This window comes from Pseudonocardia xinjiangensis (assembly GCF_050948425.1).
Taxonomy (GTDB): Bacteria; Actinomycetota; Actinomycetes; order Mycobacteriales; family Pseudonocardiaceae; genus Pseudonocardia; species Pseudonocardia xinjiangensis.
Genome location: NZ_CP192009.1, coordinates 6,288,042 through 6,311,374, shown reverse-complemented (window position 1 = coordinate 6,311,374; position 23,333 = coordinate 6,288,042). Strand labels below are relative to the sequence as shown.

Annotated in this window: 21 protein-coding genes and 2 tRNA genes; 14 read left to right on the top strand and 9 right to left on the bottom strand. The window is 72.5% G+C overall.

The annotated features are described in order from the left end of the window. Positions 1-19: 19 nt before the first annotated feature. Entirely contained in the window at positions 20-790 is a 771-nt protein-coding gene (locus ACQPZA_RS29695; protein ID WP_433275422.1) for a GNAT family N-acetyltransferase, read from the top strand. Positions 791-794: 4 nt separating this feature from the next. Here ACQPZA_RS29695 and ACQPZA_RS29690 read toward each other — a convergent pair whose 3' ends face one another. Further along, positions 795-1,253 (bottom strand): Lrp/AsnC family transcriptional regulator, encoded by a 459-nt coding sequence (locus tag ACQPZA_RS29690; protein WP_433275421.1) that lies wholly within the window; start codon positions 1,251-1,253, stop codon positions 795-797. A 90-nt stretch (positions 1,254-1,343) separates the two neighbouring features. Here ACQPZA_RS29690 and ACQPZA_RS29685 point away from each other — a divergent pair, with 90 nt between their 5' ends. Beyond that, a complete protein-coding gene (locus ACQPZA_RS29685) occupies positions 1,344-2,495 on the top strand; it encodes an MFS transporter (RefSeq protein ID WP_433275420.1) in 1,152 nt (383 codons plus the stop codon). A 28-nt stretch (positions 2,496-2,523) separates the two neighbouring features. Here the strand turns inward: ACQPZA_RS29685 and ACQPZA_RS29680 are convergent, their stop codons facing one another. Further along, positions 2,524-3,855 carry an FAD-dependent oxidoreductase gene (locus ACQPZA_RS29680; RefSeq protein WP_433275419.1) on the bottom strand — a complete coding sequence of 444 codons (1,332 nt, stop codon included), beginning with the start codon at positions 3,853-3,855 and terminating at the stop codon, positions 2,524-2,526. A 65-nt stretch (positions 3,856-3,920) separates the two neighbouring features. Between ACQPZA_RS29680 and gltX the strand changes: the two genes are divergently transcribed. From gltX to ACQPZA_RS29665, 3 genes are all read left to right on the top strand, one after another. Beyond that, a complete protein-coding gene (gene gltX, locus ACQPZA_RS29675) occupies positions 3,921-5,447 on the top strand; it encodes a glutamate--tRNA ligase (protein ID WP_433275418.1) in 1,527 nt (508 codons plus the stop codon). A 69-nt stretch (positions 5,448-5,516) separates the two neighbouring features. Then, positions 5,517-5,588: transfer RNA gene (locus ACQPZA_RS29670), tRNA-Gln, on the top strand. A 47-nt stretch (positions 5,589-5,635) separates the two neighbouring features. Then, a tRNA-Glu gene (locus ACQPZA_RS29665) sits at positions 5,636-5,708 on the top strand. Positions 5,709-5,841: 133 nt separating this feature from the next. On the opposite strand, the gene ACQPZA_RS29660 is transcribed toward ACQPZA_RS29665, so the two are convergent. Together ACQPZA_RS29660 and ACQPZA_RS29655 are read right to left on the bottom strand one after the other, a co-directional pair. Continuing rightward, a complete protein-coding gene (locus tag ACQPZA_RS29660; protein ID WP_433275417.1) occupies positions 5,842-7,689 on the bottom strand; it encodes an Hsp70 family protein in 1,848 nt (615 codons plus the stop codon). Positions 7,690-7,822: 133 nt separating this feature from the next. Beyond that, positions 7,823-8,524, bottom strand: coding sequence for an IclR family transcriptional regulator (locus ACQPZA_RS29655; RefSeq protein ID WP_169394949.1), 702 nt, complete (start codon positions 8,522-8,524; stop codon positions 7,823-7,825). A 53-nt stretch (positions 8,525-8,577) separates the two neighbouring features. Here ACQPZA_RS29655 and leuC point away from each other — a divergent pair, with 53 nt between their 5' ends. From leuC to ACQPZA_RS29640, 3 genes are read left to right on the top strand one after another with little or no spacing between them, the layout of a single operon-like run. Then, complete coding sequence (gene leuC, locus ACQPZA_RS29650; RefSeq protein WP_169394959.1) at positions 8,578-9,990, top strand: 3-isopropylmalate dehydratase large subunit; 1,413 nt, start codon at positions 8,578-8,580, stop codon at positions 9,988-9,990. Continuing rightward, positions 9,990-10,583 (top strand): 3-isopropylmalate dehydratase small subunit, encoded by a 594-nt coding sequence (gene leuD / locus ACQPZA_RS29645; RefSeq protein ID WP_433275416.1) that lies wholly within the window; start codon positions 9,990-9,992, stop codon positions 10,581-10,583. Before leuC ends, leuD begins: the two co-directional genes overlap by 1 nt. A gap of 58 nt (positions 10,584-10,641) precedes the next feature. Further along, a complete protein-coding gene (locus tag ACQPZA_RS29640) occupies positions 10,642-11,142 on the top strand; it encodes an HU family DNA-binding protein (RefSeq protein ID WP_433275415.1) in 501 nt (166 codons plus the stop codon). A gap of 7 nt (positions 11,143-11,149) precedes the next feature. On the opposite strand, the gene ACQPZA_RS29635 is transcribed toward ACQPZA_RS29640, so the two are convergent. The 3 genes from ACQPZA_RS29635 to ACQPZA_RS29625 form a co-directional block, all read right to left on the bottom strand. Beyond that, positions 11,150-12,079 carry an NUDIX hydrolase gene (locus ACQPZA_RS29635; protein ID WP_433275414.1) on the bottom strand — a complete coding sequence of 310 codons (930 nt, stop codon included), beginning with the start codon at positions 12,077-12,079 and terminating at the stop codon, positions 11,150-11,152. After that, positions 12,076-14,343 (bottom strand): RNA degradosome polyphosphate kinase, encoded by a 2,268-nt coding sequence (locus ACQPZA_RS29630; RefSeq protein WP_169394958.1) that lies wholly within the window; start codon positions 14,341-14,343, stop codon positions 12,076-12,078. Before ACQPZA_RS29630 ends, ACQPZA_RS29635 begins: the two co-directional genes overlap by 4 nt. 308 nt (positions 14,344-14,651) lie before the next feature. Continuing rightward, positions 14,652-16,040, bottom strand: coding sequence for a pyridoxal phosphate-dependent decarboxylase family protein (locus ACQPZA_RS29625; RefSeq protein ID WP_433275413.1), 1,389 nt, complete (start codon positions 16,038-16,040; stop codon positions 14,652-14,654). Between the two features lie 267 nt (positions 16,041-16,307). Here ACQPZA_RS29625 and ACQPZA_RS29620 point away from each other — a divergent pair, with 267 nt between their 5' ends. After that, entirely contained in the window at positions 16,308-17,351 is a 1,044-nt protein-coding gene (locus tag ACQPZA_RS29620; RefSeq protein ID WP_433275412.1) for a PucR family transcriptional regulator, read from the top strand. Positions 17,352-17,363: 12 nt separating this feature from the next. Here ACQPZA_RS29620 and cofC read toward each other — a convergent pair whose 3' ends face one another. Then, entirely contained in the window at positions 17,364-18,032 is a 669-nt protein-coding gene (gene cofC / locus ACQPZA_RS29615; protein WP_169394943.1) for a 2-phospho-L-lactate guanylyltransferase, read from the bottom strand. Between the two features lie 97 nt (positions 18,033-18,129). Between cofC and ACQPZA_RS29610 the strand changes: the two genes are divergently transcribed. The 5 genes from ACQPZA_RS29610 to ACQPZA_RS29590 all read left to right on the top strand — a co-directional run bounded on the left by ACQPZA_RS29610 (position 18,130) and on the right by ACQPZA_RS29590 (position 22,387). After that, positions 18,130-18,837, top strand: coding sequence for a lysophospholipid acyltransferase family protein (locus ACQPZA_RS29610; protein WP_169394942.1), 708 nt, complete (start codon positions 18,130-18,132; stop codon positions 18,835-18,837). Beyond that, positions 18,834-19,850 (top strand): NAD(P)H-dependent glycerol-3-phosphate dehydrogenase, encoded by a 1,017-nt coding sequence (locus ACQPZA_RS29605; protein ID WP_169394941.1) that lies wholly within the window; start codon positions 18,834-18,836, stop codon positions 19,848-19,850. Before ACQPZA_RS29610 ends, ACQPZA_RS29605 begins: the two co-directional genes overlap by 4 nt. Then, positions 19,847-20,962 (top strand): cystathionine gamma-lyase, encoded by a 1,116-nt coding sequence (locus ACQPZA_RS29600; protein ID WP_433275411.1) that lies wholly within the window; start codon positions 19,847-19,849, stop codon positions 20,960-20,962. The genes ACQPZA_RS29605 and ACQPZA_RS29600 overlap by 4 nt, the downstream gene beginning before the upstream one ends. Before the next feature lie 90 nt (positions 20,963-21,052). Further along, positions 21,053-21,646, top strand: a complete 594-nt coding sequence (locus ACQPZA_RS29595; RefSeq protein ID WP_312858987.1) for an HNH endonuclease — start codon at positions 21,053-21,055, stop codon at positions 21,644-21,646. A gap of 96 nt (positions 21,647-21,742) precedes the next feature. Then, positions 21,743-22,387 carry a response regulator transcription factor gene (locus ACQPZA_RS29590; RefSeq protein ID WP_433275410.1) on the top strand — a complete coding sequence of 215 codons (645 nt, stop codon included), beginning with the start codon at positions 21,743-21,745 and terminating at the stop codon, positions 22,385-22,387. 39 nt (positions 22,388-22,426) lie between these two features. On the opposite strand, the gene ACQPZA_RS29585 is transcribed toward ACQPZA_RS29590, so the two are convergent. Continuing rightward, entirely contained in the window at positions 22,427-23,104 is a 678-nt protein-coding gene (locus ACQPZA_RS29585; RefSeq protein WP_433275409.1) for a YdcF family protein, read from the bottom strand. Positions 23,105-23,333: the final 229 nt, after the last annotated feature.

Sequence of the window (23,333 nt, the reverse complement as noted above, 5' to 3'; positions counted from 1 at the left end):
CAGGGCAAGATCTGCGCCCGTGGACGACGTGCTGCGGCGGATCGACCTGTTCTGCGACGAGGTCCCGCGGCAGTGGGCGAGCGCGACGGACGACGGCCCGCTGCGGCTGTTCGTCCGCAACCGGCCGGGCTATCCGTTCTACGCCCGCCCGATCCCGGACGGTCCGCCGGTCACCGCACAGGACGTCGAGCGGGTCCGGGGCCGCCAGCGGGCACTGGGTGTGCCGGAGGCGTTCGAGTGGGTCGTGAGCGAGTGCCCGTCGATGGCGGACGCCGTCGGCGCCGCGGGGCTGCCGGTCACGGTGTGCCCGCTGCTCGTGCTCGACGGTGAACCGGCGGCCGTCGAGTTCCCGTCCGGCTTCTCGGCCCGCCTGCTCGGGCCGGCCGACGGAGATCTGCAGGCGGCGGTGCACTCGGTGCTGTCCGTGGCCGCCACGGCTTTCGGCGCGCCGCCGCCGCGCCCGCCCGTGGGGGCCGCGCTCGCCGAGCTGCGGGCCGACCTTGCGGCAGGGGCGATCGCGCGAGCGCTGGTCACGGGTCCGGACGGCCCGGTGGCGGCGGGATCGGCGCAGCGCTCGGGTGACGTGGTCGAGCTGGTCGGGATCGGTACGGCCGCGGCGGCGCGTGGCCGCGGCCTGGGTGCAGCGCTGGCGGCTGTGCTGGCCCGGGCGGCCCGGGCCGCGGGTGCGGAGGTGGTGTTCCTCGCCGCGGGTGACGACACCGCCACCCGCGTCTACGAGCGGGTGGGCTTCCGCCGGGTCGGGGAGTGCGGCATCGCCGAGGCGCACTGACCGGTCAGCCGGCGGGCGGTGGCGGGGCGATCCCGATGCCCCGCTCGAACCCCCGCCGCAGCACCATGATCGTCCGGCTCCGCACCACGCCCTCGATCCGGTAGAGGCCGTGCAGGACGTCCTCCAGCTCGTCGGGGTCGCCCACGCGCACCTTGAGCAGGAAGTTGCTGTTCCCGGCCACCGAGTGCGCCTCCTCGATCCGCGGGTCCCGCCGTGCGGCGGCGAAGAACTCGTCCTTGACCCACCCCTCGCTGTCGACGAGGACGAACGCCAGTACCGGCCGGCCGATCGCGTCGGGGTCGACCTCCACCGTGGTACGGCGGATGTGACCCGAGGCGCGCAGCCGCCGCACCCGCTCGTGGACGGCGGCGGGGGAGAGCGACACTTCTCGACCCAGCTGCGCGTACGTGCGGCCCGCGTCCTCGAGGAGCAGCCCGATGATCCTCCGGTCGATAACGTCCACGGGTGCATGCTGACATTCCTCCGGCTGAAAGTGGTTCGGACTTGACGAACGACGGTGGACCGGGCTGATCCGCTGACGCATCTTCGGTACATGACTGATGTCCGGCATCGCTCCCGCCTGCTCGCGCCAGCCGTGCTCACCGGCGGGATCGTGGTGGTCGGCGCTCAAGCCTTCGTGCTCGCCCCGTTGCTGTCCGACATTGCGACGGGACTCGCCACGGGTACGACCGAGGCCGGCCGGGCACTTTCGGCCTACGGCATCGGAATCGTCGCGTCGGCGCTGTTGCTGGGTCACCGGCTCGACTCCGTGGCGCCCCGCACTGTCCTGCTCGCCGGTATGGGGACCCTCGCCGTCGCCGCCGGGGGGTCCGCCGTCGCTCCGCACTGGACGGTGCTCGCGCTGGCGCAGCTCGTCGGCGGAGCCGGAGTCGGTGTGCTCCTGCCGGCGACCTACTCGCTCGCTGCGGAGCTCGCGCCCCCGGGCGCTGCCGCCCGGGCGACCGGACGCGTGCTGACGGGCTGGTCGATCGCGCTGGTGGCAGGGGTGCCGCTGGCCACCGTGCTCGGTGACGCGGTGGGCTGGCGGGCGGCGTTCGGTGCGCTGGCAGGGCTGTGCGCGCTGCAGATGGCGCTCTATGCGCTGCTCCCCGCGGTCCCATCTGCCGGATCGGGCCGGGCCGCACTGGGCGCCGCCTTCCGTGCGCGCGGCGTGGCGCCCCTGCTTGCCGGCGTGCTCGCGTTCATGACCGCGTTCTACGGGGTGTTCGCGTTCGCGGGCGTCGAGGTCCGGGCGCTGCACGGAGGCGGCGCCACGACGGCCGGCCTCGTCGCGCTGAGCTACGGGCTCGGCTTCGGGCTCGCCGCGTGCGCCGACCGCCTGCTGGACCGGTGGGGCACCGCGCGCCTCGTCGCACCGGTGCTCGCGCTGCTCGCCGTGGTCTACCTGGCCCTGGCCGTCACGATCGGCGTACTGCCGGCGTTCCTCGCGGCGGCGTCGGTGTGGGGGCTGGTCAACCACATCGGGCTGACGGTGCTGGTGAGCCGGCTTGCCGGGGCGGGTGCGCACCTCCGCAGCGCGGTGCTCGCCCTCAACACCGCAGCGACGTACGGCGGCGCCGCAGTCGCCGGGCTGCTGGCCGGCCCGCTCTACGCGGCGGCCGGATTCGGGTGGCTCGCGGCGGCCGCAGCCGGGCTCCTCGCGTCGGTGGTCCCGGTGACCGTCCGAAGTGGGCTCGGGCGATGACCTACGCCGCCCGCGTCGGCGTGGGCGCTCAGGCCCGGGTCGCCGGCAACTCCGCCCGCCGAGCCCACTCCGGCGCGTGCTCGGGCAGCGGACCGATCGCGATGAGCCGCGCCGGGATGCCCTGCAACACCGGGAACCTCTTCAACATGCTCAACGGGAACGGCACCGTGCCCGTGGGAGCCGCGCCTGCGCCCGACGTGTCGAACATGCCGGGCGCGGCCGTGTCCGGCGGCCCGGCGGGCACGTCGACCCGGCCGGGGTCGGCCGCCTTGTCGCCGAGGATCCTGCGGTGGGCGAGGCGTTGCCCGCTCTGGATCAGGGCGGTGGGCCACCAGCGCCGCATCTGGACGCGGCGCAGCAGCGCGAGCGGCACGATCCCGCCGGACCGCAGCGCGGGGGTGAGCAGCCGTGCGGTGGCCACGGCGTCGGCCACGGCCAGGTTGATGCCGACCCCGCCGACCGGTGACATCGCGTGTGCCGCGTCGCCGATGAGCAGCAGGCCGTCGCGGTACCAGCGGCGCAGCCGTTCCAGCCGGACGTCGAGCAGCTTCACGTCGTCGAACGACGTCAGTGCCTCCATCCGGTCCCCCAGCCAGGGCAGCAGCCGGGTGATCCGCGCCCGGAACTGCGGGATGCCCGCCGCGCGCATCTCCGCGTCGGCGCCCTTGCGGATGAGGTAGGCGCACTGCCAGTAGTCCCCGCGGTCGATCATCACGAGGAACCCGCCGCTGCCGATGCGGCCCACACCACCCACGGGGTCCTCCGCGTGGCGGGGCAGGCGGAACCACCACACGTCCATCGGGACGCCGAACGAGCGCGGCGTCAGTCCGGCCGCTTCGCGCACCGCGGACCCGCGCCCGTCGCAGGCCACGGTGAGGCCGGCGCGCAGCTCGTGCTCGGTGCCGTCGGTGCGGTCGCGGTAGCGCACGCCTGCCACCCGGTCGCCGTCGTGGAGCAGGGCCACGACCTCGGCGTTGCGGCGCAGGGTGAAGGTGGGCTCGGCCTCGGCAGCGTCGGCGACGAGGTCGAGGAAGTCCCACTGGGGCACCATCGCGATGTGCTGGTGGGCGCCGGGCAGCCTGCGCAGGTCGGCCATCTGGAAGGTGCCGGTGTCCAGCTGCACCTGTGCGCGGTCGAGCCGCCGCTGGGGCAGCGCGGCGAACCGCTCGCCCAACCCCAGCTCGTCGAGCAGGGTGAGGGTGGATGCGTGCACGGTGTCGCCGCGGAAGTCACGCAGGAAGTCCGGGTGCTTCTCCAGCACCGTCACATCGACCCCGCCGCGGGCCATGAGCAGGCCGAGTACCAGACCGGCAGGGCCACCGCCGACGACGAGGCAGGTCGTGCGCTCGTTAATCAACATACGTTGAATTCTAGGCGCCTCGGGGACGGAAGGCCACCCCGCACGCTCGATAGGCTGGCGGCATCATGAGCGAGCTTGCGAGCGAGTCCCGGCCCCCGGCCGGCGTCCGGGTGCGCTTCTGCCCGTCCCCGACGGGCACACCCCACGTCGGTCTCATCCGTACCGCGCTGTTCAACTGGGCCCACGCCCGCCACCACGGCGGCACCTTCGTGTTCCGGATCGAGGACACCGACGCCAGCCGCGACTCCGCCGAGTCCTACGCCGCGCTGCTCGACGCGCTGCGCTGGCTCGGGCTGGACTGGGACGAGGGCCCCGAGGTCGGCGGCCCGAACGGCCCGTACCGGCAGAGCGAACGCGGAGCGGTGTACGCCGATGCGCTGCAGCGGCTGATCGACGCGGACGAGGTCTACGAGTCGTACTCGAAGGCCGACGAGATCGAGGCCCGTCACCGCGCCGCCGGCCGTGACCCGAAGCTCGGCTACGACAACGCCGACCGCCACCTCACCGACGAGCAGCGCGCCGCGTTCCGGGCGGAGGGTCGCGCGCCGGTGTACCGGCTGCGGATGCCGGACCGGGACATCTCCTTCACCGACCTCGTGCGGGGCGAGGTGACGTTCCGGGCCGGCACCGTGCCCGACTTCGTGCTCGCCCGCGGCGACGGCACCCCGCTCTACCCCCTCACCAACCCGGTCGACGACGCGCTCATGGGCATCACCGACGTCCTGCGCGGGGAGGACCTGCTCTCCTCCACCCCGCGCCAGATCGCGCTGCTCGAGGCGCTCGCGCGGGTGGGAATCGGCACCGGACCGTTCCGCTACGGGCATCTCCCGCTCGTGACCGGGGAAGGCAACCGCAAGCTCTCCAAGCGCGATCCCGAGTCGAACCTCTTCCTCTACCGCGAGCGGGGTTTCCTCCCGGAAGGCCTGCTCAATTACCTGGCGTTGCTCGGGTGGGCGATCTCCGAGGACCGCGACGTCTTCACGATGGACGAGATGGTCGCAGCGTTCGACATATCCCGGGTATCGCGCAACGCCGCGCGGTTCGACCTGAAAAAGGCCGAGGCCATCAATGCCGCCCATCTGCGCGCGCTGCCCGTCGAGGAGTTCGCGCGGCGGGTCGAGCCCTACCTCGTGGCCGAAGGTGTGATCACCGGCACTGACGACGGTTCGATCACCGCGGAGCAGCGCGCGCTGCTCGACGCGGCGGCTCCGCTCGTGCAGGAGCGCAGTGTCGTGCTGTCGGATGCCGCGCGGATGCTGCGCTTCCTGTTCGTGCCGGAGGAGGGCTTCGCCCCCGAGGCCGACGCTGCCGAGAAGAACCTCGGCGCCGACGCGGCGCCGGTGCTGGAAGCTGCTCTGACCGGCCTGGACGGGCTTCCCGAGTGGTCGACGGAGCGCATCGAGGACGCCCTGAAGTCGGCGCTGATCGATGGGCTGGGGCTCAAGCCGCGCAAGGCGTTCGCGCCCGTGCGGGTGGCCGTGAGCGGCCGTACGGTGTCCCCGCCGCTGTACGAATCGATGGAGCTGCTGGGCCGCGAACGGTCGCTCGCGCGACTCAGGGCCGGTTTGGAGCGCGCCGGAGGGCTCGGCTAGAGTGTTCGACGCAGGGCAGGGGACACCGGGCTCCACCACCACATGGAGCCCCGGATGATCCTGAACCCTTGGGGTATGGTGTAATTGGCAGCACGACTGATTCTGGTTCAGTTAGTCTAGGTTCGAGTCCTGGTACCCCAGCGGAAACGCGCCAGAAGCGGTCTGATAATCTCATACAGCGTTTCCACGGCCCCGTCGTCTAGCGGCCTAGGACGCCGCCCTCTCAAGGCGGTAGCGCGGGTTCAAATCCCGTCGGGGCTACATCGAGTAAGGCCCGTTCCGGTTATCCGGAACGGGCCTTACTTGTATTTGCACGTGATCGCTGGGCACAACGACACCGCCGGCCGGGAACGGGCTCGCCCGAAGGCGCCCGGTTCCCGGCCGGCGGAGTGGATCAGAGCGGAGGCCCCTGGTTCCCGGGAGGCGCTCCCGTTCCGCTGGCGTTCGGGGGCGGCGGCCCTCCTGAGGGAGGAGGCTGCTGGGTTGTCGGGGGCGGCTCCGTCGTGGGGCGCGGCGTCGTCGTCCGGGGGGTAGTGGTCGGATTCTGATTCTGAGTCGTGGTGGGGTTCGTGCTGGGCTCGGTACGCGTGGGCGGGGGCTGATCCTCCGACGTGACCGGCGCCTGCTGAGTGGGCTTCGCCACCCCCGGCGGGGGAGGCGGGACGGGACGCCCGTGCGTCGGCTCTTCCCCGTCGCGCGGGCTCTCGGTTTCCGGCGCCGCAGTGGAACCGGGGTCCTGCACCGCCGAGGCGGGCGGGACGGCACTGGGCGAGTTGGAGTCGACCGGAACCGGCTGCCCGGTGGGCCACATGAACACCGCTGCGACCACGGCCACCGCGGCGACGGCGCCGCCGATGCTCACCAGGCGTACCGGGCTCGGTCCCCGGCTGTGCTCGGCGTACTCGAACTCGGGTGGGTCGTCCTGGTCGAGCCGCGGGCGTTCCGGGTAGACGGCCGGCACGTGCGCAGCGGGAGCGATCGGGCCGCTGCCGGAGCCGGACATCCACTGGGTGGGCTCGGCCGCCGCGCCTGCGGCTGCGGCGGCTGCACCGTAGCCGGGCCGAGGGGGGTACTGCCCCCCGACGGGCGGCGTGGCCCCGGTGCCGACGGAGGGCTGCCGGGCGAGCTGGCCGGTGCGGGACGGAGGCACCTGCGGCATCGCCCCGGTGCTCGACGCCGGCACCATCGACAGCACGGCGCCCATGGCGATGGCGTTCTTCGGGTCGGCGTCCACCGCGACCGGGCGCCCGAGCTGCTCGGACACGAGTTGGCCCACGAGCGGGATGCGCGAGGACCCGCCGACCAGCAGCACGGCCGAGAGCTGCGCCGGCGCCAGGCCGGCCGAGCTCACGGCCCGCCGCAGCGCGTCGACGCTCTCCTCGACGCGGGGCCGGATCATGGCCTCGAACTCGCTGCGGTGCAGCCGCACCGAGCCCTGCCCGGCGGGCGTCATCACCGGGATCGCGACCTCGGTGTCGCTGCTGAGCGCTTCCTTGGCCTCGGTGCACTCGCGGCGGACGGCCGCGACGGCCGACAGCACCGCCGGGTCGTTGTCGTCGAGCCCCTCGAACGCCTCCGGCAGCCCTTGGCGGACGTGCTCGAAGACGACCTCGTCGAAGTCGATGCCGCCGAGGCGCTCGAGGCCCTCCGGGCGCCCGAGGAGGGTGAAGCCGTGGCCGTCCTTGTGCACGACGGCGGCGTCGAACGTGCCACCGCCGAGGTCGTACACCGCGATGGTGGAGCCGGGTTCCACCCGCTCGCCCGCCGCATAGTGCAGTGCCGCGGCCTGTGGCTCGGCGATGAACGTGACAGGCAGGCCCTGGCCGGCGAGCGCGCCGCCCAACCGGTCCTTCTTGTGGGCGCCCCACGACGCGGGGTGGGTGACCGCGACGCGAACGGCGGGGCCGCCCTCACGTTGGGCCGCCCGGTCGACGACCCAGCGCACCAGCCGCGCCGACAGCTCCTCCGGAGCCCACGGCCGGCCCGCGACGAGGATCGGGGTGGGGTCGCCGATGCGGCGCTTGAACTCGCGCACCACATGGTCGGGGTGGCTGACCGCCCGCCGCTCGGCGGCCTCGCCGACGACGACGGTGCCGTCGTCGCCGATGTAGAGGACGGAGGGAACGGCGCTGGAGCGGTCGCCGAGGTTGACGATCTCGGTATCACCGGGGCGGCCACCCGACCGGCCGATAGCGGCTGCGGTGCGGGTGGTGCCCACATCGATGCCGAGCAGATAACTCATCGTCACCCGTCTTCGTGTCCGTACGACTCTGTGTGTCCATCGAGCAGAGTGCCGGTCACGTTAGCGGCCCGGTCCGACACCCGACCGGCGGGTATCGATGCGTATGCGACATCCAGCCGTTACACGGCGGCTGCTACAAACGGTGCTGCAGCGCCTCGGCCGCCGCGAGCAGATCGGCGGCCCAGCGCACACCGGGGCGCCTCCCGATCCGGTCGACCGGACCGGACACCGAGACCGCCGCGACCACCTGTCCGGAGCCGTCGCGGACGGGGGCCGAGACGCTCGCCACACCGGACTCGCGCTCGGCCACGCTCTGGGCCCAGCCCCGCCTGCGGACGTCGACGAGCACCCGCTCGCCGAACATGGCGTCGGCCAGTACCGCGCGCTGCACGGTGGGCTCCGCCCATGCGGCCAGCACCTTGGCCCCGGATCCCGCGGTCATCGGCAGCCTCGTGCCGACGGGGACGGTGTCGCGCAGCCCGCTGGCCGGCTCCGCGGTGGCCACGCAGATGCGTTGCGTGCCGTCCCGGCGGTAGAGCTGCACGCTCTCGCCGGTGATGTCGCGCAGCCGCGGCAGGATGGCCGCGGCCGCCTCGAGCAGCGGGTCGACACCGCCTGCGGAGAGCTCGGCGAGCGTGGGGCCGGGCCGCCAGCGCCCGTCGGCACCGCGGTGCAGCAGTCCGTGCACCTCGAGCCCCACGGCGAGACGGTGAGCGGTGGCGCGGGGCAGACCGGTCCGTTCACAGAGCTCTGCCAGCCCGCACGGCTCGGCCGCGGCGGCCCGAAGTACGCCCACAGCCTTGTCCAGAACGCCGACGCCGCTAAGCTGTCTCACGGGACGATATTAACGTCCCGATATATGGGACGTCCAGCAGGATTGGGATGGATATGGGAAGCACGCTGGCGGAGAAGGTCTGGGACCAACATCTGGTTCGACGTGGCGAGGGCAACGAGCCCGACCTGCTCTACATCGACCTGCACCTGGTGCACGAGGTCACGAGCCCCCAGGCGTTCGACGGTCTCAGACTCGCCAACCGCGGAGTGCGGCGTCCCGATCTCACCGTGGCCACCGAGGACCACAACGTGCCCACCATCGGCGTCGAGCTGCCGATCGCCGACCCGGTGTCGCGCACGCAGGTGGAGACCCTCCGCAAGAACTGCGCCGAGTTCGGCGTGCCGCTCTACCCGATGAACCACGCCGAGCAGGGCATCGTGCACGTCGTGGGCCCGCAGCTCGGCCTCACCCAGCCGGGCACGACGGTCGTGTGCGGCGACAGCCACACCTCCACCCACGGCGCCTTCGGGGCGCTGGCCTTCGGGATCGGAACGTCCGAGGTGGAGCACGTGCTGGCCACCCAGACGCTGCCGCTCAAGCGGTTCCGGACCATGGCGATCAACGTCAACTCGGCCGACGGGCGGCTGGCTGAGGGCGTCACCAGCAAGGACGTGGTGCTGGCGATGATCGCGCAGATCGGCACCGGCGGTGGCCAGGGCTACGTGCTCGAGTACCGGGGCAACGTCATCGAGAACCTCTCGATGGAGGCGCGGATGACGATCTGCAACATGTCGATCGAGGCGGGCGCGCGGGCCGGCATGATCGCCCCGGACGAGACCACGTTCGCCTACCTGAAGGGTCGCGACCGCGCCCCGAAGGGCGAGCAGTGGGACGAGGCCGTCGCGGCGTGGCGCGAGCTGCGCACCGACGACGACGCCACGTTCGACGCCGAGGTGGACATCGACGCCGACGCGCTCACGCCCTTCGTCACGTGGGGGACCAACCCGGGACAGGGGCTGCCGCTCTCCGAGAGCGTGCCCGACCCGTCCCGCATCGTGGACGAGAACGAGCGCATCTCCGCGGAGAAGGCGCTCACCTACATGGGCCTGGAGGCCGGCACCCCGCTGCGCGAGGTGTCCGTCGACACCGTGTTCGTCGGCTCCTGCACCAACGGTCGCATCGAGGACCTGCGTGCCGCCGCAGCGGTGATGCGGGGCCGGAAGGTGGCCGACGGCGTCCGGATGCTGGTCGTCCCGGGGTCGATGCGGGTGCGGTTCCAGGCCGAGGACGAGGGTCTCAACGAGATCTTCACCAGCGCGGGCGCCGAGTGGCGCTCCGCGGGCTGCTCGATGTGCCTCGGGATGAACCCCGACCAGCTCGCGCCGGGTGAGCGCAGCGCGTCCACGTCGAACCGCAACTTCGAGGGCCGCCAGGGCAAGGGCGGCCGTACCCACCTGGTGTCCCCGCTCGTGGCCGCGGCCACGGCAGTGCGCGGCACCCTGAGCTCTCCGGAGGACCTGGACTGATGGAACCGTTCAGCACCCACACGGGCATCGGCGTGCCGCTGCGCCGGGCCAACATCGACACCGACCAGATCATCCCCGCGGTGCACCTCAAGAGCGTCAAGCGCACGGGGTTCGAGGACGGGCTGTTCGAGGCCTGGCGCCAGCAGCCGGACTTCATCCTGAACATCGAGCCGTTCTCGCGCGGGACCGTGCTCGTGGCCGGGCAGGACTTCGGCACCGGTTCGTCGCGCGAGCACGCCGTCTGGGCGCTCATGGACTACGGCTTCCGCGTGGTCATCTCCTCCCGGTTCGGCGACATCTTCCGCGGCAACTCGGCCAAGGCGGGCCTCGTGGCCGCGCAGGTGGCGCAGCCCGACGTCGAGCTGCTGTGGAAGCTGCTGGAGAACGCCCCCGGCACCGAGGTCACGGTGGACCTGACGGAGAAAACGGTACGGGCCGGCGAGCTCGTCGTGCCGTTCGAGATCGACGACTACATCCGCTGGCGCCTGCTCGAGGGGCTCGACGACATCGGCCTGACGCTGCGCCACGCCGAGGACATCACGTCCTTCGAGGCGTCCCGGCCGGCCCGGCTGCCCACCACGGCCGTGGTCTGAGCGGTCGGTCCGGCCACGTCACGCGCCCACAGCGGGCCGGGCGTTCTACGGTTGGACCATGAACAAGACGCAGCTCGTGGACGCGCTGGCGGCGCGGCTCGGCGACCGCCGCAACGCGGCCACCGCGGTGGACGGTCTGCTCGAGACCATCGTGGAGACCGTCGGATCGGGCGACTCGGTGTCGCTTCCCGGTTTCGGCGTGTTCACCGCCCGGGCCCGCGCCGCCCGGCTGGCCCGTAACCCCCGCACGGGGGAGACCGTGGCCGTCCCGGCCACCACGGTGCCGGCGTTCCGGCCGGGGCTGGCGTTCCGCTCGGCGGTCAGCGGTGTCGCCGTGCCGCCGCCTGCCCGCTCGGTGGCGGCCTCCGCCCGGGCGGCCACGGCCACCGCGGTCGCTGAGCCCGAAGCGCTCGCCGAGCCGGCCGGGAAGCCCGCCGGCAAGCAGCCGAAGGTGAAGGTGAAGGCCGAGAAGCCCGCCAAGGCGGCGGGCCGGTCGAAGCCCGCGTCCAAGCCGGCGAAGGGCAAGGACGACAAGCCCCGGAAGGGCAAGAAGAAGTAGCCCGCGGTCAGCCCTTCGGGCGCGGGTAGTAGTCCGCCGTGCGGAGTGCGCCATCGGTGCCGAAGGTCAGCGTCCAGGCGCTCGCTTTCTTCGCCTGCACGTCGCCAGGATCCACCCCGGGCACGCCCGAGCCCGTGGCGAGCGTGCCGATGAGGTGCGGGATCACGCCACCCTGGCTGCACGCCACGGTGACGCCCGGCTCGGCGGCCAGCTCCCGGAACCTGGCGAGCCCCGACTCGGGCTCCTTCTCGTACTCGTCCTCGCCGAGCAGCCGCACGTCGAGGACCGGGATGCCGTACGCCTCGGCGAGCGGCGCCACCGTGTCGCGGCAGCGCACCGGGGAGGCGCTGGCGATGCGGTCCGGGCCGAAGAGCGCCAGCAGGCGGGCCAGCCGCTGGGCCTGCTCGTGGCCCGTGCCCGAGAGCGGCCGCAGCGCGTCGTCGCCGTCCCACTGGTTGCGGCTGCCCGCCTTGGCGTGCCGCACGAGCAGCACCGTGGACGCCGGTGTCCCGATCGCGGCGAACCGCGCCAGTACGTCGAGGTCGCGCCGGTAGGACAGCATCTCGGCGGCGTGGGGCACGTCGACCCAGCGCAGCTCGTCGGTCTCGCCGTTGGCCACGAAGCCGCCGCCGCACGCCTCGGCGGACCAGTACCGCACCAGCTTGTCGCCCTCGGGGACCCGGTAGTGCACGTCGCCGAGCACCGGGCCGAGCCGGACGCGCTGGCCGGTCTCCTCGGTGACCTCGCGGGCCGCGGCGAAGGGCAGGGTCTCGTCCGGATCGAGCTTGCCCTTCGGGAACGACCAGTCGTCGTAGCTCGGCCGGTGCACGAGCCCCAGCTCGACGCCGTGGGTGCCGTGCCGCCAGAGCACGGCCCCGGCGGCCAGCACGTCGAACCTGGTCCGGTCGGTGGTGCCGGGGCGGTGTGCCGCGCTCATTCGTCGTCGGCCACGGCCACAGCGCCCGCTGCGTGGCGCAGCATCATCTCGGCCTGGTGGTCGCGCACCGGTGACACCCCGGACCCCGGCGGCGGCGACGGCTCCCACGACCCGTCGGCGTGCAGCGTCCAGCACCGGGTGGCAGGGTCGAGGCAGGAGTCGAACATCTCGCCCAGCTTGTCCGCGAGGCTCTGGTCGGCCACCCGCAGCAGCACCTCGACCCGCCGGTCCAGGTTGCGGTGCATCATGTCGGCGCTGCCGATCCAGTACTCGTCGGCCGCTCCGAAGTGGAACACCCGGGAGTGCTCGAGGAACCGGCCCAGTATCGAGCGGACGTGGATGTTCTCCGACAGCCCCGCCCGGCCGGGGCGGATCGCGCAGATGCCGCGCACCACCACATCCACCGGCACGCCCGCCTGGGACGCGCGGTAGAGCGCGTCGATCACCTGCTCGTCGACCAGCGAGTTGGCCTTGAAGCGGATGCGTGCGGCCGGGTTGCCCGCGCGGTGGGCCTCGATCTCGTCCTCGATCCGCCGGACGATGCCGCGGCGGACGCCGTAGGGCGCCACGAGCAGGCTGCGGTAGGAGGTCTGGCGGGAGTAGCCGGTGAGGGAGTTGAACAGGTCGGTGAGGTCGGCGCCGATCGTCGGGTCGGCGGTGAGCACCCCGAGGTCCTCGTAGAGGCGCGCGGTCTTCGGGTTGTAGTTGCCGGTGCCGATGTGGCAGTAGCGCCGGATCGTCGAGCCCTCCTGGCGCACCACGAGCGAGGTCTTGCAGTGCGTCTTCAGGCCGACCAGCCCGTAGACGACGTGCACGCCCGCCTTCTCCAGCTCACGGGCCCACCGGATGTTCGCCTGCTCGTCGAACCGCGCCTTGATCTCCACCAGCGCCACGACCTGCTTGCCTGCCGCGGCGGCGTCGATGAGGGCGTCGACGATGGGGGAGTCGCCGGAGGTGCGGTAGAGCGTCTGCTTGATGGCGAGCACGTTCGGGTCGGAGGCGGCCTGCTCGATGAACCGCTGCACGCTGGTGGAGAACGAGTCGTAGGGGTGGTGCACGAGCACGTCCCCCTCCCGCAGGGTGGCGAACACGCTGCGCGGGGTCTCCCGGTCGGCGAACGCCGGGTGCGTGGCCGGGACGAACGGCTCGTCCTTGAGGTCGGGCCGGTCGACGCCGTGCACGGCCCACAGCGAGGTGAGGTCGAGCAGGCCCGGCACGGTGACGACGTCGCCGGGGTGGACGTCGAGCTCGCGCAGCAGCAGCTCCAGCACGTGCTCGCTCATCGTGTCGGTGACCTCGAGGCGGACGGGGGGGCCGAACCGGCGCCGGGCCAGCTCGCGCTCCAGCGACTGCAGCAGGTCCTCGTCGCGGTCCTCCTCGACCTCCACGTCGGCGTTGCGGGTGACCCGGAAGGCATGCACCTCCGCGAGCTCCATGCCGGTGAACAGCTCGCCGAGGTGGGCGGAGATCAGGTCCTCGATGGGCAGGAACGTGATCGTGTCGTCGTCGGTGTGCACCCGCACGAGCCGCGGCACGTTGTTGGGCACCTTGACGCGCGCGAACCGCTCCGTGCGGCCCTCGGGGTCGCGCACGGTGACGGCGAGGTTCAGCGAGAGCCCGGAGATGTAGGGGAACGGGTGGGCCGGGTCCACCGCCAGCGGGGTGAGCACCGGGAACACCTGGGCGGAGAAGTAGGCCGACAGCCTTGCCCGCTGGTCGTCGGAGAGGTCGCCCCAGCGCAGGATGCAGATGCCCTCGGCCTCGAGCTCGGGGCGCACGTGGTCGAGGAAGACCCGCGCGTGGGCCTCGGAGATCGCCTGGGTGCGCGCCGCGATCCGCGCCAGCTGTTCCCGGGGGGACAGGCCGTCGGCGCTGCGGACGGCGAGCCCGGTCTCGTCGCGGCGCTTCAGCCCGGCCACCCGCACCATGTAGAACTCGTCGAGGTTGGACGCGAAGATCGCCAGGAACTTGGCGCGTTCCAGCAACGGCTGGCTGGGGTCCTCGGCGAGCGCCAGGACCCTGGCGTTGAAGTCCAGCCACGACAGCTCCCGGTTGAGGTAGCGGTCGTCGGGAAGTTCGGAGACCGGAGCCAGCGTGCGCGCCGGCGGGCTGACGGGCACCGCGGCGGCCGAGATCGACGGGGCGTGCGGGCTTGCGGCATTGGCCCCCGTGGGGGCGGCGGTCGGCCCGGGCTGCCGGCCCCGGTGGCTGCGCTGGTCGGTGTCCGGCTCGTCGTCACGTACCGGTACCGCGGTGCTGCTCACCGGGCGGCTCGCGGCGTGGACCCGCCGGGTGGACGGCCGCGGCGACCGCCGCCCGCGCGTGCCCCGCGCGGGCGTCTGGTCCTCGGGGCCGGGCTCCGGGACTGCAGAACTGCTCACGTCGTCACCCACGATGGTGATTCTGTCCCACCTGAGGCCTCCCTGCCCTGCCCGCGGACGGTCGACTGGGTGAACTCTGCCTCAGGCCGGACAGTTTCCCAGCTCAGCGCCGTGCGCCGGTCATAAACGAGCTGGTCACATGGGGGAACGGGACTCCGCCGAGTGACCCCTCGCCACCCGGCGGCGCCCGCTCAGTGCCCCGTCGCCGCCGGCCGGGTCTCCGCGATCCGGTCGAGGAGCGACTCCAGCGTCCGGTCGTCGGTGGCCGGCGCCATGACCGTGACCCTGAGATGGCGCGCACCGTCGATCTCGGTGGAGCTGAGGTGGAAGCTGCCCTCGGCCATCAGCTGCTCACGCAGCGCGGCCTGGTCCCCCGTGCCGTACCGGAAGCAGACGATGTTGCTCTCCGGCTCGTAGGGACACTCGAACCCGGGGCGGCTCACGGCCAGCTCCCAGAAGCGGTGGGCCGTGGCGTACTGCGCGGCGACGTAGTCGCCCATGCCGCGTTCCCCACGCCAGGCGAGGTTGAGGAACACCTTGAGGCCCAGCTCGGCCTTCGTGCCCTCGACGGTCCTGCGGAGCTGGTCGAAGCCCTGGTCGCCGTAGAAGAGGTACGCCGCCTCCTGCTGGAACGCCGCGTCCAGGTCGGCCTCGCGCCGGGTGAGCACCGCGGCCACCACCCCCGAGGTCCGCAGCATCTTGTGCGCGTCCCACACCACCGAGTCGGCCAGCTCGATGCCGTCGAGCAGGTGCTGGTGGTTGTCCGAGAGCAGAGCCGACGCGCCGTGCGTCCCGTCGACGTGGAACCAGATGTGGTGCGCGGCGCAGAACTCCCCGATCCCGCGCAGGTCGTCGTAGAGCCCCGTGCCCGTGGCGCAGGCGTCGGCCACCAGCGCGATCGGGCGCTGTGCCGGATCGAGGACCTCGGGAAGCCGCGCCACGTCGATCCGCCCGAGATCGTCCACCGGGAGCGGAACGACGTTGCGTGCGCCCATGCCGAGGATGCCGGCGGCGCGGGTGAGGGAGTAGTGCGCCGACGGCGGCGCGAGCAGGACGAGGTCCGGCGGCCCCCCGTCGGTCCACGCCTCCGGCGCCGTTCGTGCCCGCGCCGCCAGCAGCGCGGTGAGGTTGGCCAGCGACCCGCCGTGCGTGAGCACCCCGCCGCCACCCGCGCCGAAGCCCACCTTGCCGAGCATCCAGCGGATCACCGCGAACTCGACGGTCGCTGCGGAAGCGCCCATCTCGTAGATCGACATCACGTTGTTGGCGGCCCCGTGGACGAAGTCGGCCAGTGCCGCGGGGAAGTCGGGCGGAGCAACCTGATGTGCCAGGTAGGCCGGGTGGTGCAGCCGGGTTCCCTCATTGAGGTAGTCGTAGAGGAAATCGCGGTAGCTGTCCGGCGTCATACCCCCGGTACGGATCCAGCTGCAGAGCCCCAGCCGTTCCGCCAGCTCCGCCGGCGGGGTGCGCCGGAGCACGGGTGCCAGCCCGCGCTGGGACTCGTCCACGTAGCCCGCCAGCTCGTCGACGGTCACCGCAGCGGCCTTGACGAACTCATCGACATTCCACGTCGCGCTCACGATGGTCCCCCTTCGCTGATAGTGGCGAGCCTGGCAAGAAACTGCCGCAGATGCTTCCCGCGTATCGCCCAGTTCTCGCGCATTCATCTTGTGGAAACCACAGGTACCGTGGTCCTGGTGGTGCGCACAGATGCTTCCGAGCACGACATCTCGGACGGTGACTGGGAATTCGTCAGATCACTCTGCGAGGGAGTCGAAAGGGATATTGCGGCGTTCGTGCGGGATGTCGTCACCAGTATCCGGGAGGAACTTCCCACGTATCGGGTCGTGCCCCGGCCGGATCACGAGGAGATGGTGCGCGAACACGTCCGCGGACTGCTCGCCGGGCTCGCCACGCGGCGGCTGCCGGCCAGGGCCGATGCCGAGCACGCGCGCGCGATGGGACGCAGGCGCGCCCAGCAGGGCGTTGCCGTGGAGGAGGTGCTCTCCGCCTACCACCTCGGGTACCGCGACGCGTGGAACGCGCTGCTGTGCCGGGCCCAGGCCAAGGACCCTCAGCAGGCGGCGCGCCTGCTGGGCCTGGTGAACCTCGTGTGGGCGTGGCTCCGCGTGATCACGATCGCGGTGGCCGACGGTCACGCCGAGACCACCCGTACCCGTGAGGAGAACCGGATCGGCCTGGGCCACGAGCTTCTCGACGCCCTCTACGCCGGCCGGGTCACCGCCGAGTCCACGGAGCTGCTGGCGCACGCGCTCGCGTTCGATCCGCAGGCGGAGTTCCAGGCGATCTGCTGCCCGGCCGGCCCGTGGCCACCGGCGGACCTCGACGTGCTGCGCCGGCGGCTGCGGGCCGAGCCGGGCACGTCGAGTGCGATCACCCGCGGTCCCGTTCTGGTGATCGTCTTCCAGCGGACGTCGGCGGAACGGATCCTCGATCTGCTGAGCCGCGACACGTCGCCGGTGGCCGGGGTCGGCCTGGTGCGGCCCGGCCTCGCCGGCGCCGCGGCGGCCGTGGTCGACGCCGAGCGTTCGCTCGCGGTGGCCCAGCGCAACGGCGGGGGCGTCGTCCGCTTCGGCTCCGAGTGGCTGGCCGCCACGCTGCTGCCCCACATGGACCGGCTGCGGCAGTTGACGGACACGACGGCCGCGGTCGAGCAGCCCCATCTGTGCGACGCCGTCCGGGCTTTCGCCGACAACGGGTTCTCGGTCACCGCGAGCGCCCGGGCGCTGCACGTGCACCCCAACACCGTGAAGTACCGGCTCGACCGGTGGAAGCAGCACACCGGCTGGGACCCCCGCACCCTGGACGGCCTGCAGCGCTCCCTGCTGGGCATCGCCTTCTCCTCCTCCGTGCCGGAGGCCGGGAGCTAGTCTCCCGATAGCTCAGCAGCCCGCGCTGGGCATGAGCACGCACCTGGTGTGCACGCCGAGACCGAGGTCGGCGGCGTCGCGCAGGTCGTCGGCGGTGTCGACGTCGCGGCGCAGGCCGGGCCAGCCACCGCGCAGCGGGCTGGCCCCCGACTCCTCGTGCCGCCGGGCCGAGCCCTCGCCGAACCGCGGGTCGAGCGCGGTGCCCCCCGCGGCGAGCAGGAGCGTGGTGCCGGTGCCCTCGGCGTCGGAGGAGAAGGCGCGGCCGACCCGGCCCCCGCCGAACAGGGCGAGTGCGGCGGCGATCGCGTCGTCGAGCTCGGCGGGACGCAGGGCCGGGAGGTCGGCCTGCAGCGCTCCGATGGCAGTGACGGGGTCGCCGTCACGCAGCAGTGCCGCGCCGCGCTCGTAGGCCGGGTTGAGGCCCGGGATCGGGCCGTCCGGGACGACCTCCACCCCGACGGCCCCGAACTCGGCGGCCACCACGGGATCCGAGCTGATCACGAGCAGCCGCCGGACGCGGGTGGCGGCCCGCACCGCCGCGACCGTGTCGTGTGCGAGTGCGAGTGCGAGCCGCGCATGGGCGCCGGCATCGCCGATTCCCTGGTCGGCGGCGCCGCGCAGCCGAGATTTGGCTGCGCCCAGGTGCTTGACCGGTACCACCAGGTCAACGGTCGACATCATCGAGCCCACCCCTCCATGGTGCACCGGACCCGGAGGTGGACCCCGGGCGCCCGGCCAGGAAGACTCTCGCCCGTCAGCCAGGATCGGAGGTTCGTGCGTGAGGCGTGAGAAGGGTGGCTTCTGGATCGCGTTCTGCGCGGTGTTCTTCTATCCGATCGGCTGGCTGGTGGCCCGTTCCCGCTTCGAGGGCAAGGAGCACATCCCGGCCACGGGCGGTGCGCTCATGGTGGCCAACCACATCTCCCACCTCGACCCGGTCTTCAGCGGACTGGTGGTGCACCGCGCGCGGCGGGTGCCGCGGTTCCTCGCGAAGAACAGTCTGTGGAGCGCGCCGGTGCTGGGGCGGGCCATGAAGGGCAGCGGCCAGATCCCGGTCTACCGCGAGTCGGCCGACGCGCAGCACAGCCTGCGTGACGGCACCAGGGCGCTGCAGGACGGCAAGGTCGTGGTGATATATCCGGAAGGAACGATCACCCGCGACCCGGAAGGCTGGCCGATGCTCGCCCGCACGGGGGTTGCCAGGCTGGCGCTCTCGGCCGACGTCCCCGTCGTGCCCTTCGTGCACTGGGGCACGCGTGAGGTGTTCGACGGCTACAACAAGAAGTTCCGGCCGCTGCCCCGCAAGCCGATCACGGTGCGGTGCGGCGAACCCGTCGACCTCTCGGCGTACCGCGGGCGACCGCTCGACGCCACGATCCTCCGTGAGGTCACCGATCTGATCATGAAGAGGGTGAGTGAGCTGCTGGCCGAGGTGCGCCACGAGAAGGCACCGGCGCAGTTCTTCCGTCCCGGAGCCGGGTCGTGAGCGGTGCCCGTGAGGTCCGCCGGGTCGCCGTCCTCGGTGCGGGCTCGTGGGGCACGGCGTTCGCGAAGGTGATGGCCGACGCCGGGCGCGAGGTGCGGCTGTGGGCGCGCCGCGACGAGGTGGCCGCCGCCGTCAACGAGCGGCACTGCAACCCGGACTACCTGCCGGGGATCGTCCTGCCCGCGCTGCTCACCGCCACCACCGACCCCGCCGCCGCACTGGACGGCGCCGACAGCGTGGTGTTCGCCGTGCCGTCGCAGACGCTGCGCGCGAACCTCGCGGTGTGGCGCGACATGCTGCCGCCGGACCGCACCCTCGTCAGCCTGGCGAAGGGGGTGGAGCTCGGCACGCTGCAGCGGATGAGCGAGGTGATCATCGACGTCACCGGGGTGCCCGCCGAGCAGGTGGCCGTCGTCTCCGGGCCCAACCTGGTGCGCGAGGTAGCCACGGAGGAACCGACCGCCACGGTGATCGCCTGCATCGACCACGACCGTGCGGTCGCGCTCCAGCAGGCCTGCACCACGGGGTACTTCCGGTCCTACACCAACACCGACGTGATCGGGTGCGAGCTGGGCGGGGCGGGCAAGAACGTCATCGCGCTGGCCTGCGGGATCGCCACCGGGATGGGCTTCGGCGACAACACGAGGGCCTCGCTGATCACCCGCGGCCTCGCCGAGATCGCACGGCTCGGCGTGGTGCTGGGCGCCGACCCGTTGACGTTCGCCGGCCTGGCCGGGCTCGGCGACCTCGTCGCCACGTGCTCGTCGCCGCTCTCCCGGAACCGGACGTTCGGCGAGCACCTGGGGCGCGGCGAGTCGCTCGCGCAGGCGGAGGCGGCCAACCACGGGCAGGTGGCCGAGGGCGTGAAGTCGTGCCTGTCGATCTGCGAGCTGGCCGGCCGGCACGGGGTGGAGGTCCCGATCGCCGACGCCGTCCGGCGCGTCTGTCACGAAGGGTTGTCCGCCGCGGAGATGGGCAAGGAACTGATCAGCAGAACCCCACGTCCGGAATGACCGTTCTCGGAGACGGGACGCGCTGCGTGCACGGTGGCGTGCACGACCACGGCCTGGGGGAGCCCCTGCATCCCGGGCCGGTGCTGGCCACGACGTTCCACCTCGGGCTGCCCGACGACCCGCCGCCCACGGACTTCTACGGCCGCGCGGGCAACCCCACCTGGCGGTCGCTGGAGACCGCCATCGGGGAGCTCGACGGCGGCGAGTGCGTGCTGTTCGCGTCGGGGATGGCCGCGATCGCGGCGGTGCTGCGGCTGGCGGGCCGCGACGGCGCGCTGGTCGTGCCGTCGGACGGGTACTACCTGGCGCGCTCCCTCGCCCACGAGGAGCTGGGCCCGCTCGGCGTGCAGGTGCGCGAGGTGCCGACGGTGGGCGAGTGGCCTGCCGGGGTGCTCGACGGGGCCGCGCTCGTCCTGCTGGAGACGCCCTCCAACCCCGGGCTCGACGTGGCCGACATCGCGGCCGCCGCCGAGGCCGCCCACGCCGCAGGCGCGCTGCTCGCCGTCGACAACACCACGGCGACACCGCTCGGGCAGCAGCCGCTCGCCCTCGGCGCGGACATCACGCTCGCGAGCGACACCAAGGGGCTCGCCGGGCACGGTGACGTCCTGCTGGGCCACGTGAGCGTCCGGGATCCCGCGCTCGCGGTGCGGCTGCGGGAGGCGCGCACGCGCGGCGGCGCCGTGCCCGGGCCGATGGAGGTGTGGCTCGCGCACCGCGGGCTGGGCACCCTCGACCTCCGGCTGGCCCGGCAGGCGTCCAACGCTGCCGCGGTGGCCGCTGCGGTCGCGGAGCACCCGCTGGTGTCCGACGTCCGGTGGCCGGGGCTGCCGCACGATCCCGCCCACGCCGTGGCGGTGCGGCAGATGCGGCGCTGGAACGGGGTTCTGAGGTTCACGCTGCCCGGTGAGGCCGCGGTGGGGCAGTTCCTGGCCGCGTCGCGGCTCGTGGCGTCGGCCACCAGTTTCGGTGGGCTGCGCAGCAGCGCCGACCGGCGCCGGCGCTGGGGCGATGACGTGGCGGCGGGGCTGGTGCGCTTCTCCGCGGGGTGCGAGGACGAGCAAGATCTGGTGGCAGACGTGCGCCGGGCCCTCGACGCGGTTACAGGCTGACACTTCTACTCATCCAAACGTGATGGGGACCTATATCACACGTGCAAAGACACCTCCCGCTATGGTCTGATCTGCCTCGGAGGTGGTCGCGTGAAGCATCGACAACCCGACCCCAACGGTGCCGACCCCGATCCAGGGGAGGTGCCGGGGATCACGCCGCACCCGAGCGTGGTCCCGACGGGGTCCCGGGTCCTGCTTCTCAACGCGACTTTCGAGCCGCTCGCAGTGGTCACTGCGAAACGTGCCGTCGTCCTGATGCTCACCGGCAAGGCCGAGTGTGTGGAGGCCGCCCTCGACGGCGTCTTCCACTCGGAGAACCTCAGCGTGCCCGCTCCGGTGGTGATGCGCCTGTCCCGCTACGTCCGCGTGCCCTACCGTCGCGCCGTTCCCATGACGCGGGCGGGCGTCCTGCGTCGTGACGGCCGCCGGTGCGGCTACTGCGGCAAGCGCGCCGACACGATCGACCACGTCGTCCCCCGCAGCCGCGGTGGCACCCACACCTGGGACAACTGCGTCGCGGCGTGCCGCCTCTGCAACTCCCGCAAGGCCGACAAGCTGCTCGTCGAGCTCGGCTGGGGCCTCGACTTCGTGCCACGGGCACCCGACCGGGCGGCCGGGGGGATCCTCGTGCTCGCGGTGGAGCCGCTCCCCGCATGGGAGCCGTGGCTGGGTGTCGCCGCCTGATCACCAAAACGTGATGAACGGGCGATAACGATCTCCGTCGCTCCGACGACCCTTCTCTCGACATTGGCATTGCGAACGTTCGGGGGGCTCGGATCGATGTCGGCCGTTGTTCCCGTGCTCGTCGTCGGCCCACCCGACCTGGTCACCACCTCCGTCGTCAGCGCGTTGCAGGCCAACGGGCTCGCCGCGGAGAGGCGCGAGGTCAACGGGAGCGGTTCGGGTTTCCCGCGGCCGTCCCGGGGTGGCGGGGTCGTCGTGGTGAACCTGGACTTCCCGGAGAGCGTCGGGCTGGTCGCGGAGGCGGTGACGTCGGGCTGGCCCACCCTGGTGGTGGGCCGCCAGACCGACCGGGAGCGCACGGCCGCCGCCGTCGCCGCCGGGGCCGCGGCCTACGTCCCCGGCAGCTGCCCGCTGGAGGTGCTGGTCCACACGGTGCTGCAGGTGTCGGCGGGGCGCGCGGTGATGATGACCAAGGAACGCCTGGCCTGGCTGGAGCTGCACCGGGTGGCGCGGGCCGAGGTCGACACGCGCAGGCGGCGGCTGGACCTGTTGACCGACCGCGAGTTCGAGGTGCTCCGACGGCTGGAGCGCGGGCAGAAGGCCGCCGACATCGCCGTCGACGCCGTACTGGCGATGAGCACGGTGCGCACGCACATCCGGTCGATCCTCGTGAAGCTCGAGGTCAACTCGCAGCAGCACGCGATCGCGATCTACCGCGAGACCCGCCGCCACGGCGAGTAGGCGGGGCGACGCCACCCGGCGGCCACGGCGGCCGGCCGGTCACGAGTCGTCGAGTGCTACCTGTCGACTGTCGAAACCTGCCGAGTGCAGCCGCCGACAGGCGTCGAGAACGTCGGGCGGCACCTTCTGCTGGACAGTGAATCCTCGGGACGGATACTCGATGATCCGCTGGAGATCCCCGGCCATCATGTCGATGACGAGGTCCTCGTCGCCGATGCTCGCCACGTATTCGTCGTAGCCGAGCGGCATCGAGGCACAGACGACGTCCACCTCCGGCCAGAGCTTCCGGATGGTGGCGTAGCTGCGGCGCTGCGCGTACGGCTTCGAGATCAGCAGGATGCTGCTCGGATCGTGCCCCGCGGCCTGGAGAACGGACCGGGACCTCGTGATGTTCGCGCCGGTGTTGGTGGCCGTCGGTTCGACGATGATCGCGGAGTCCGGCATCCCGAGCTCGATCGCGTGGGTGCGGTAGCGAACGGCCTCGCCCTCCGGGAAGCGGTCGCGGGTGGTGGGTGAGGTGCCACCGCTGAAGACGATCACCGGGAACAGCCCGCGGTGGTACAGCTCCGCCGCGTAGGTGGCGACGCCGAGGTCGTGGCTGCCCAGACCGATGGCGACGTCGCAGCGGCGCAGTTCGTGACCGAGCTGGAGATAGCGCCAGAGCGGGCCGGCATCACGTCGGTCCTGCGGGGAGACAGGTGGTCGGGGGCTGGGCACGAGCGTCGTCCTTCATCGAGCTTGCTCTGGCGTGCAGGCGCGTCCGGTGCGGTGGAATTGCGACAGCCGTTCCACGACAGATCGTTCCGGCGCTTCGCTTGCCGTTGACGATTCTCACGAGCGGGACGGCCCCGCGCCGTGACGACCGCAACGGAGTGTCGAGGCCCCGGGCAGACGAACATGCCCATGTCGAGGGGGTGATCCGTTCCGCCGGCGGTTACTCGGGCCC